This is a genomic window from Blautia sp. DFI.1.216, assembly GCF_020594215.1.
GTDB lineage: Bacteria > Bacillota > Clostridia > Lachnospirales > Lachnospiraceae > Blautia_A > Blautia_A wexlerae.
In genome coordinates this window covers 104,324-115,352 of record NZ_JAJDML010000007.1, presented here as the reverse complement: position 1 = coordinate 115,352, position 11,029 = coordinate 104,324, and the positions used below count along the sequence as shown (strand labels likewise).

Below are 11,029 nucleotides of genomic sequence, written 5' to 3'. Positions count from 1 at the left end.
TTTTGGCATATTCATGCCAAAACACCTCGCGGAATAGTGGTGTGTGAACAGTAACCTCCGTTCCCAGTAACAAGTTTTACTATAATGATTCACTATTGACAAAACAGCCTCCTGCCTATATAATCAGAAATGCGCAGCCGGGGAGATAGCGGTGCCCTGTACCTGCAATCCGCTACAGCAGGGGTGATGCCAATCCGAGGCTTGTCTCCTGTGGAGCTGCCCTCTATAAGTGGCGTTGACGTTTGGGTCTTACGCAACAGGAATCTGTGAACCGTGTCAGGACAGGAATGTAGCAGCACTAAGCAGAAGCTCTTGTGTGCCGTAAGGGTGCCTGGGCTGAGTTAACTGTAGAGGTAACGTCTGTGGGACCATTCCGAAGTGCGGCGCGCAAAAAAGAATATTCATGATGCAGCTCATCATATAAAAAAGCATTCAGAATTTTATCTGTTGATAATTTTCTGAATGCTTTTCTTATTTTTGTGGTTTACAAAAGTCGATATATTAACAGAAGCAGGAAAGAGCCTTATACAATTTCCATCAGATAAAGAATAATTAATCCTCTACTGCCTGTACCTGACTTTTGTTCTTATATTTCTTCATTACATGAAAATAATAAGGAATCAGTGGGATCAGTGCGGCGATCCATGCGGTCGGGTCAGCCATACAGACACCGGCAAAAGAAGTATGTCCCGCAATCAATACGACAATTCCGGTTCTCGCCACCAGTTCAAATACCCCGCCAAGCATTGGTACAAGTCCATATCCCATTCCCTGCAGAGTATTTCGATAGAGGAAAATACTTCCGAGAAACGGATATGCCCAGAATACTGTCCGGAAATAAGTAACAGACACATTTACTACGTCCTGTTCCGATGGATCTACGAAAAGATATGTCAGATATTTTCCGAAGAAAAACATCAGGAACATAACAAAAACGCTCCATCCCAGGACCATCATCTGCGTGTAACGGACTCCCTGTTTCACACGATCCATTTTTCCTGCGCCCCTGTTCTGACCTACATAGGTTGCTATAGTTGCACCGAAGGCTGTAAATACTGTGGCAAAAATATTCTGGATCTTACCGGCAGCAGAGAATCCGGCCATATGTACAGGTCCGTAAATATTGACCGCACTCTGTACAATAATGGTTCCGATTGCTGTAATCGAAAACTGCAGTCCCATAGGAATTCCAAGCTTCAGAAGTCTGCCGAAACTGTCCCAGCATATCTCAAAATCCTTCCGTTCCAGATGAAGGATTGGAAATCTTTTTACAATATAAATCAGGCAGCACACTGCCGAAATTCCCTGTGCGATCACTGTGGCATATCCGCATCCTTCTACACCCATTCCAAAGACTACAATAAAAACTACATCCAGAATAACATTGATCACAGCCGAAATGATCAGGAAATACAATGGCGACTTGGAGTCACCCAGCGCACGCAGGAAAGCCGCAAGCGCATTATATGCACCTGTGATAATAAGACCTGCATAAATAATTCCCATATATGCAGTTACATCACCAAATACCTCTTCCGGCGAATTCATCAGATGCAGGATTGGTTTGTTCGCAAGACTGAATCCTATGGTCATGACAATGGAAAATGCAGCCATAAGGTAAATGGACATGGCAACATAATGGCGCATCCTGTCAAACTTTTTCGCTCCGAACATCTGGGCTACGATAATCGCAAATCCACTGCTGAGTCCATTCAGCCAGCCGGTCACAAAAAACATCAGTGAACCGGTGCTTCCGATAGCTGCAAGGGCATTTACTCCGATAAATTTTCCGGCAACAATGGAATCTGCAATATTATAAAACTGCTGAAAAAGATTTCCCAGGCACATTGGGATCATAAATTTTATTATCAGACTCACCGGACTGCCGACGGTCATGTCGTTTGTTGTATCTTTTTTCATTCTTTTTATTCGCCTCTTTTTATTTCTGCCTGTAACATTACTTCTGTTATTTTTATTACTCTTATTGCCTTTAAGATTCTTCCTGTTTTTGTCTGTCTTTTACTTTTATTATTCCGGTTCTCCCTCCGGATTTTCCTGTGCAGCTTTAAGGGCTGCCTTTTCCTGCTTCTTTTTCTCACGAAGCTTTCTGAAAAACTCAGACAACATAGAAGAACATTCCTCTTCCAGAACTCCCTGTATAATCTTTACCTGATGATTAAATCCATCCACCTGCAAAAGATTCATCACAGAACCTGCGCAGCCCGCTTTGGCATTCATACAGCCGATCACTACTTCATCTATTCTGGACTGGACAAGTGCCCCGGAGCACATCTGGCATGGTTCCAGCGTCACATACATAGTGCATCCCTCCAGCCGCCAGTCTCCAAGTTTTTTACTGGCTTTGCGGATTGCATTCAGTTCTGCATGGGAGAGTGTATTTTTATCTGTGTTTCTTCTGTTATATCCACGTGCGATGATCTTACCCTCATGCACGATCACACAGCCGATTGGCACTTCTTCCAGAGCTTCTGCCTTCTTCGCCTGACGGATAGCTTCTTTCATAAAACGTTCCTGATCTGTCAACTTTTCTTTTCCTTTCTGCTGTTGCATCACTACCAGAATAGCAAAAAGAAAGCCTGAAAACCAATTGGTTTCAGACTTCCTATGCGTAGTCGAAGCGACGGGATTCGAACCCACGACCTCTGCGTCCCGAACGCAGCGCTCTACCAAACTGAGCCACGCTTCGTCAATGCAAGTGCTATTATATTAATAAAATCGCAGTTTGTCAATAGATTTTTTCAAATTTTTTTAATTTTTTCGAATATTTTCTTCTGATGGTCATATACATTATTGAATCTGGTTTTACGGAGGAAGGATTTTGGCTGGATATCGGCGTTTTATCGCATATGTATATGACTATGAAAGCGGAAAGAAAGGCAGCAATTGCGGATTTATTAAAGTTGAAGTAAAAGATCAGCAATGTTCTGTTGAGATTCATCTGCATTGTCCGGGGCTGCCTGAAAATGTAAAATGCAATATTTATGGATTTACACGAAAGGATGGCCTGATCAACGGAATTCTTCTGGATACCTGCGAGACAGAAAAAGAAACTGTAGAATGCCTGATCATAACAGATGCAACAGATATGAATGACTCCGGCGTTGCAATGGGTAAGTTGGGCGGAATGATCATTACTTCAGATACTGGCGGATTCTTTGGTACTGAATGGGACGATCAGCCTATACGTCCGGAGAATTTCCATGAAATAAAAGCTATGCCTGCCGCAGATATTCCTGAATCTGTGAAAATCACCTCACAAAAACCCGAAATTCCGGCAGGTATGGTATTACAGGAAATGCCCGAAGAACTTGAAGATATTTCAGAAAAACCCGAAGATACCTCGCTTACAAAAGTTCCTGACGATTCTTTATCAATTGAACCGTCTGCCAACATTCCGGCTCAGGGAACATCTGATAACAAGCCAGGAACAGAGTCATCCTATATCTCAGATAATACTGTTGAAGATTCCAATAGTTCTGAAAATGCCGGCAATCCTGTCCCGGAAAGAAATGCAGAAAACAGAAAAACCTCTGCCGAATTTTCCCCCTTCTCCGATGGCGAACTGATTTCTGCATGGAAGATACACCTTGATGACCTGAAGCATTTTCCGCGGCATTACTGTGCACTGCGCAATAACCGTTTTCTCCAGTATGGGCATTATAATTTCGGATATTTGCTTTTAGGACAAAGAAATAACGGACAGTATATCCTCGGCGTTCCCGGCGTTTATAATCAGCAGGAACGCTTTATGGCAAATATGTTTGGCTTTCCTTACTTCAAAGAAAGTGGCTATATAGAGATTCCAAAAATGCGCGGCGGTTACTGGTATCGTTTAATCGATGCCCCGGATTCCCACAGATAAAATCGTCTTTTGAAGAATCTTCTGAAAATTCTGAAGTTCTTCAAAAGTATAGCTTCCATATCCAGGCCTGAGGACTCCATCTGAGTCCTTATAAGCCTGCAGATAATATTCTTTCGCTCCTGCCAGCCACCCAGCGATTTCTTCAAAATCCTTCTGCGTATGCAGTTCCCGTACTACTGTTGTTCTGAATTCATAGTCCAGATTCCCATGCAGCAGAAAATCTGCTGTCTCAAAAATACTGTCCATATCAGGCTTTTCTATTCCGGTCAGACTTCCATAGTTATCCGGACAGGCTTTGATATCCATAGCTACTTTATCAATCAGTCCGGCTTCTGCCAGATGTTTTACAATCTTCGGACGTGAGCCATTGGTGTCCAGTTTAACAGCATAGCCCAGCTCTTTGATTTTTCCCAGAAATTCCTCCAGACCATCTGACAGTGTAGGTTCCCCTCCTGAAATGCAGACACCGTCCAGAATCCCCTTTCTTTTTTTTAAAAAAGTCAAAAGTTCCTCCTGACTGTAATCCGGCTGTTCTCCGGGAGCCACAACCAATATACCATTCTGACAGAACGGACAGCGGAAATTGCATCCACCCAGAAATATAGTACTGGCTACCTTTCCCGGATAGTCCAGCAATGTCGTTTTATTAAAGCCACAGATTCTCATTGTTTATCTCCATTCTAATTATATTTTACCGTATATAAATCTGATATATCATTTTATCATCAGGCATCTGAATCCTCAAGTTAGACCACCTATGTTATAGCAATCCGGGCAAAAATCCGAAAAAAAGAACCCTGTTTTACCAGAGTTCTTAATCACATTATTGTTTTGTTATCAGTTCAACTGATAAACCTCAGCAGACTGAAGTCCGAAGCTTAATGCTTCTGAATGGCTGTCACAATAAATATCAACATGTCCATAAGGTGTTCCCAGATCCTCTACTGTGTATACATTTCCGTTGATCAGAAGCTGTGTTCCAAAGGGTACTCCCGCCATAGCTACAGTACGTCCTGCTGTCGGAACTGTTCCGCTGGCTGTCAGGTTACCTGCTGTACCGCAGCACTGTGCACAGTTGCAATATGCAGTCAGTGTAAAGTTGCCAAGGTATTTTCCCTGACCGGAAGAACTGTCTGAGGATGCCTGGCTGTCCTCTGATGCAGAACTGTCAGATGTATCTTCTGATCCACTGCTGTCAGAATCTTCTTCATAAGAATCCTCTTCGTTCTCTTCGTATGTATCTTCATCAGTAGAATCCCCTGAATCTTCAGACGTATCCTCAGATTCTTCAGTCTCCGAAGAATCCTGACTGTCCGAAGAGTCTTCCTCATAAGAATCTGTATCTTCTTCATAATCATCAGAACTCTCTTCTGCATCCTGTTCCTGTGCCGCTGCCGCCTCTGCTTCGGCCTGTGCCTGCGCTGCCTCTCTGGCTGCTTTTTCCTCTTCTGCCTGCTGTACAAGCTGAGCAATGCTGTTATCTGCATTGTTGATTTCTGCAGTCAGTGCTGCTGCTTCTTCCTGGCTTGCGCTGATCTGGCTTACATAGGAAGATATGTTATCACTTGTGCTTGCTGCAAGATTCTGAACCTCCTGCTGTTTGGCCGCTCTCTCTTCAAGAAGCTGATCAATAGCAGCCTTCTCTTCCTCAGCAGTTGTTTCCTGATCTTTGATAGTGTTCTGAAGGTTCTCGCATTTCTCCAGCATAGTCCTGTCATACTGGGAAATCTTCGCAACACTCTCTGCATTGTTGAGGAACTCAGAAAGATCCTTAGATGACAGCAAAGTCTCTAATGCAGATGTACCGCCATTCTCATACATATACTGGATGCGGAGCTTCATATCATCATATTGTTTATTTAATGCCTTCTTGGCTTTCTTTAATTCTGTGTGAAGCTGTTTCAGCTCATTCTCTTTCTCTCCGGCCTGTATGCTGAGTTCAGAAATTGCATTAGTCAGGTCTTCATACTGTGTATTCAAATCAGACAGATAGTTCTCCAGCTCCTGCTTCTTGCTCTGAAGGCTGTCAATATTCGCCTGTGTCTGGGCAAGTCCGGCTTCTGCCTGCTGTTTCTGAGCCTGCATATCAGCAATCGCATCTTCTGTTGCATATGCAGTTGTTCCCATGGAAAAAGTAAGCATTCCGGCCAGCAGTAATGAAAAAACTTTTTTCTTCATAAATTAATCACCTTTCTCGTTAATCTGAAACCCAGTATATCATATTTCGTAAAAAAATCAACACTTTTTATTAATTTATGTAATAATTATGTAACATTTTATCTTCACTAATGCTCAGCAAAAAACAGGCACTGCCCCTTTTTCAGAGACAGTGCCTGTGCTTCTTATCTGTTTACAGTTCTTTATTCACCGGTTATTCCGCAGCTGCAGCTTCTTCCGGTTCCGCATCCATAACTTCCTGGAACTTGTCCAGAATGATCGTCTGGATCCTGTCACGTGTTGCAGAATTGATCGGATGTGCAATATCACGATATTCTCCGTCTGTTGCCTTACGGCTTGGCATAGCGATAAATAACCCTTTTTCTCCTTCAATCACCTTGATATCATGTACTACAAATTCATCATCGATCGTTATGGAAACAACCGCTTTCATCTTTCCTTCTTTTGCTACCTTCCTCACACGCACGTCAGTAATATTCATGATACAAATTTACTCCTTTCGATTTACCGAATCTATCCGGCTGTTTTATTTACAGTATATATCTGTCATTTTTCTCCACGACGATCTTCACTTCACCGTCGCCGCAGTAATACGAATTTGCACGAATAGTATCCCGGCTTTCAACAATGCAGTTCTCAATATGAGTATTATCTCCCAGATATACATTGTTTAAAATCACAGAGTTCTTGATCACGCAGTTATTTCCTACAAATACGTCTTTAAAAAGAACGGAATTCTCCACCGTACCATTGATAATACATCCGCTGGCAACCAGGCTGTTCTTCACCTGTGCTCCCGGATTGTATTTTGCAGGAGGCAGATCATCAATCTTTGTCTTAATTGTCGGTTCCTGTTTGAAGAAATAGTTTCTGATCTCCGGTTTCAGGAAATCCATATTTGTCTTATAATATGCTTCTGCTGTGGAGATATTGCTCCAGTATGTGTCAATCTTATATCCATAGATTCTCTTAAGATTCTTGTAGCGGATCAGAATATCCTTTACAAAATCATGTCTGCCTTCCAGCGCAGCTCTCTCGATCAGCTCGATCAGCTGTCTTCTTCGGATAACATAGATACCTGTTGAAATTGTATTATAAGAAGAAACCATTGGCTTCTCTTCAAATTCCTCAATCCTGCAGTCCTCATTCATACGGAGAACACCAAATCTCTCAATCTCACTGGGATTATCGCAGGTAGTGCATACTACCGTAACATCTGCACGTTTCGCAATATGATATTCAAGAACCTTGTTGTAATCCATCTTATAAACGCAGTCGCCGGATGCGATCACTACATATGGTTCATGACTGCTTTTAAGGAATTCCAGATTCTGATAAATAGCATCTGCTGTTCCCTGATACCACAGACTGTTCTCTTTTGTGATCGTAGGTGTAAATACAAAGAGACCACCCTGTTTTCTTCCGAAATCCCACCATTTGGAAGAGCTTAAATGTTCATTCAGAGAACGGGCATTGTACTGTGTCAGAACAGCAACTCTCTGAATATGAGAACTCGCCATGTTGCTCAGTGCGAAGTCGATACTTCTGTAGCTTCCGGCAATCGGCATTGCTGCGATTGCCCTCTTATTTGATAATTCTCTCATGCGGTTATTATTACCGCCAGCCAAAATAATACCTATCGCTCTCATTATTCGTCACCGTCCTTTGCTGTAATTACCTGTCCGCCGGCCAGCTCACCATCAGGATAATCCTCAGGAACAGTTATACCTGAGATTGCTGTATTCTTTCCGATCCTTACATTATCCGGGATCACGCTGCGTTCACCAACCGTAGCAATTCCAAATGCATAAACTGCAGGTTTCAGCACATTCGGTGCTTCCTCACCACATCCCAGTACAACATTGTTTCCAATAGTAACATCCTCGGCAATAATAGCCTTATCCATCTGTACGCCCTCACCAATGGTAGAATTGCGCATGATAATGGAATCACGGATCACGCTGCCTTTTCCGATCACAACATTTGGTCCGATCACAGAATTATGTATTTCCCCGTAAATTTCTGCACCCTCACCGATCAGACATCTGTCTGTAACCGCATCTGCCGAAATATACTGAGGCGGGATAATATCTCCCTTTGTGTAAATCTTCCAGAATTCTTCATAGAGATTAAATTCCGGAATAATATCGATCAGTTCCATATTGGCCTCCCAATAAGAACCCAGTGTTCCTACATCCTTCCAGTATCCATTGTATTCGTAGGCGAAAAGTCTTTCACCTTTCTCCTTGCAGTATGGAAGAACATGTTTGCCAAAATCACAGCTGTTCTGATCCTTCAGAGACATCAGTGCTTCCTTTAAAGCAGGCCAGCTGAAAATATAAATTCCCATGGACGCCAGATTGCTGCTTGGATGCTCCGGTTTCTCCTCAAACTCCGTAATGCGTCCTATGTCATCTGTTACCATGATACCAAAACGGCTTGCTTCCTCAATAGGTACCGGCATACAGGCAATCGTCACATCCGCTTTATTCGCTTTATGGAAATCAAGCATTACTTCATAATCCATCTTATAGATATGGTCACCGGATAAGATCAGGACATAATCCGGATTATACTGTTCCATGTAATCCATATTCTGGAAGATTGCATTGGCTGTTCCTGTGTACCACTCACTGCTGGTACTCTTCTCGTAAGGCGGCAGTACTGTTACACCACCTTCGTTTCTGTCAAGATCCCATGGAATACCAATTCCGATATGTGTATTAAGTCGCAATGGCTGATACTGTGTCAATACACCTACTGTATCGATGCCTGAATTAATACAGTTACTTAAAGGAAAATCTATGATACGATATTTCCCGCCAAAAGCAACTGCAGGTTTCGCTACTTTTTCTGTCAGTACACCCAGTCTGCTGCCCTGACCGCCGGCCAGAAGCATAGCTATCATTTCTTTCTTAATCATGCAATCACCTCTTGTTGTAGTTATGGTAACTATTCGTCAGTCTGCTGTTTCGCGAGGCACTGAACAGTTACAGGTTATGATTATTTAATTATAACACACTTTTATCTGTTAGTGAACATTATTTACAATTTTTGTTTCTCATTTTTTGTTTTTTTATGATTTTTGCACACGTTTTTTATTGAGTCTGTATTTCCACCGATATATTATTAGGCATTTTTCATATATCCAATGTCGTTTTTTGTAATTTTTTATCAACCAAAAGAAGTCCTTTTCATTTTAAGGCACAGGGAGTATAATAAACAGACAGATAAAACAGTTCCAGTAACTATGCGAATATGTTACAGTTACCGGATTTATAAAGATTTGTAAATAATTAATCAAGGAGAACATACTATGTATCAGATAGATTTTCACAAACCACTTCATATACATTTTATCGGTATCGGTGGCATCAGCATGAGCGGACTGGCCGAGATTCTTCTCGGCGAGGATTTTGTCATTTCCGGTTCCGATTCCAAATCCAGTCCTCTTACGCAGGCACTGGAGAAAAAGGGAGCCACCATCTATTACGGACAGCGTGCCACAAACATTACCGATGACGTAGATGTTGTGGTATATACCGCAGCTATCCATCCTGACAACCCGGAATTTGCCTGTGCAAAGGAAAAAGGACTTCCAATGCTCACACGTGCAGAGCTTCTCGGACAGATCATGAGGAATTATGATACTCCTGTTGCCATTTCCGGAACTCATGGAAAAACAACCACGACATCTATGGTATCTCACATTCTTCTTGCAGGAGACTGTGACCCGACCATCAGTGTGGGAGGTATTCTTCCTGCTATCGGCGGAAACATCCGCGTAGGCAATTCTGAGACTTTTGTCACAGAAGCCTGCGAATACACAAACAGCTTTCTGAGCTTTTTCCCGAAGATCAGTATTATCCTGAATATGGATGCAGACCATCTGGATTTCTTTAAGGATATTGACGATATCCGTCATTCCTTCCGCCGCTTTGCAGAGCTTCTTCCTGCTGACGGTACACTGATCATCAATGCAGATACTCCGAAATATGAAGATATCATCCGGGATCTTCCATGTAATGTGATCACTTATGGTCTGGAACATGATGCAGATTATCAGGCAGCAGATATCACTTATGACAAATATGGACATGCTTCCTTCTCCGTTCTGCGCAATGGCGTTAAGGTTGGCAGCTATTATCTGAAAGTGCCGGGCATCCACAATGTTTCCAATGCACTGGCAGCAATTGCCCTCGGTCATCTTCTTGGTCTTTCCGAAGAAGTGATCATCAAGGGACTTGGAAGTTTCACAGGAACAGACCGCCGTTTCCAGTATAAAGGAGAAGTTGCAGGGGTTACGATCGTAGACGATTATGCACATCATCCTACAGAAATTGAAGCAACTCTTCATGCCGCACACAATTATCCCCATAAGAAATTATGGTGTGTATTCCAGCCACATACATATACCCGTACCAAAGCTCTGCTTCCGGAGTTTGCCAAAGCACTCAGCCTGGCAGATCATGTGGTAGTTGCGGATATTTATGCAGCAAGAGAAACCGATACTCTTGGAATTTCTTCAGAGGATCTGCAGAAGCGTATCCAGGAACTTGGAACGCCATGCGAATATTTCCCGACCTTTGATGAGATTGAGAATTATCTTCTCGCAAACTGCCAGGAGGGAGATCTGCTCATCACCATGGGAGCCGGAGATGTTGTAAATATCGGGGAACATCTGCTGGGCAAATAATATTTCTCACGGATAACTTCCTATTATAACAGACAGTTGTCAGACAGTTATTTGCAATCCGCTGCCAGACATAGATATCAGCAATTTACACAGGACAATTCGGAAAATAATTTTTCAGAATTGTCCTGTTTTTTACAACCGCCCAACTTATAGCACTTATAGCAACAGAAGATACTGAACACTTGTGTCTCTGTCGACAATTTCCATTAAAAAGTTATAAACATTTTATCCCCCTCAGTTCTTCCTTTATTTATAACAGTTCAGATCACTTA

9 protein-coding genes, 1 tRNA gene and 1 other RNA gene are annotated in these 11,029 nt (G+C 42.5%); 3 read left to right on the top strand and 8 right to left on the bottom strand.

Annotated features, from left to right (window positions below; translation table 11 throughout):
- Window positions 1–129 precede the first annotated feature (129 nt).
- An RNA gene (ffs, locus tag LJE11_RS04695) (signal recognition particle sRNA large type) lies at window positions 130–391 on the top strand.
- Window positions 392–552: 161 nt separating this feature from the next.
- On the opposite strand, the gene LJE11_RS04690 is transcribed toward ffs, so the two are convergent.
- The 3 genes from LJE11_RS04690 to LJE11_RS04680 form a co-directional block, all read right to left on the bottom strand.
- Complete coding sequence (locus LJE11_RS04690) at window positions 553–1,920, bottom strand: MATE family efflux transporter (RefSeq protein WP_022380097.1); 1,368 nt, start codon at window positions 1,918–1,920, stop codon at window positions 553–555.
- Window positions 1,921–2,028: 108 nt separating this feature from the next.
- Window positions 2,029–2,544, bottom strand: a complete 516-nt coding sequence (gene tadA, locus LJE11_RS04685) for a tRNA adenosine(34) deaminase TadA (RefSeq protein WP_173705205.1) — start codon at window positions 2,542–2,544, stop codon at window positions 2,029–2,031.
- An 89-nt stretch (window positions 2,545–2,633) separates the two neighbouring features.
- Window positions 2,634–2,707: transfer RNA gene (locus LJE11_RS04680), tRNA-Pro, on the bottom strand.
- Window positions 2,708–2,839: 132 nt separating this feature from the next.
- Between LJE11_RS04680 and LJE11_RS04675 the strand changes: the two genes are divergently transcribed.
- Window positions 2,840–3,883 carry a DUF6128 domain-containing protein gene (locus LJE11_RS04675; RefSeq protein WP_173681155.1) on the top strand — a complete coding sequence of 348 codons (1,044 nt, stop codon included), beginning with the start codon at window positions 2,840–2,842 and terminating at the stop codon, window positions 3,881–3,883.
- Here LJE11_RS04675 and LJE11_RS04670 read toward each other — a convergent pair.
- The 5 genes from LJE11_RS04670 to LJE11_RS04650 form a co-directional block, all read right to left on the bottom strand.
- Window positions 3,854–4,549 (bottom strand): anaerobic ribonucleoside-triphosphate reductase activating protein, encoded by a 696-nt coding sequence (locus LJE11_RS04670; RefSeq protein WP_022380094.1) that lies wholly within the window; start codon window positions 4,547–4,549, stop codon window positions 3,854–3,856. The two genes, LJE11_RS04675 and LJE11_RS04670, sit on opposite strands and share 30 nt — an antisense overlap.
- A gap of 171 nt (window positions 4,550–4,720) precedes the next feature.
- The gene (locus LJE11_RS04665; RefSeq protein ID WP_173681156.1) at window positions 4,721–6,061 is read right to left on the bottom strand and encodes a PcsB-like coiled-coil domain-containing protein; all 1,341 of its coding nucleotides are present in this window, start codon (window positions 6,059–6,061) and stop codon (window positions 4,721–4,723) included.
- A 193-nt stretch (window positions 6,062–6,254) separates the two neighbouring features.
- Window positions 6,255–6,542: a septation regulator SpoVG gene (spoVG, locus tag LJE11_RS04660; protein ID WP_008706939.1), complete on the bottom strand. Its 288-nt coding sequence runs from the start codon at window positions 6,540–6,542 to the stop codon at window positions 6,255–6,257.
- Between the two features lie 49 nt (window positions 6,543–6,591).
- A complete protein-coding gene (gene glgD, locus LJE11_RS04655; protein WP_008706942.1) occupies window positions 6,592–7,710 on the bottom strand; it encodes a glucose-1-phosphate adenylyltransferase subunit GlgD in 1,119 nt (372 codons plus the stop codon).
- Window positions 7,710–8,984, bottom strand: coding sequence for a glucose-1-phosphate adenylyltransferase (locus tag LJE11_RS04650; RefSeq protein WP_008706943.1), 1,275 nt, complete (start codon window positions 8,982–8,984; stop codon window positions 7,710–7,712). The genes glgD and LJE11_RS04650 overlap by 1 nt, the downstream gene beginning before the upstream one ends.
- A gap of 393 nt (window positions 8,985–9,377) precedes the next feature.
- Between LJE11_RS04650 and murC the strand changes: the two genes are divergently transcribed.
- On the top strand, window positions 9,378–10,757 hold the full coding sequence (gene murC, locus LJE11_RS04645) for a UDP-N-acetylmuramate--L-alanine ligase (protein ID WP_120062160.1): 1,380 nt from the start codon (window positions 9,378–9,380) through the stop codon (window positions 10,755–10,757).
- Window positions 10,758–11,029: the final 272 nt, after the last annotated feature.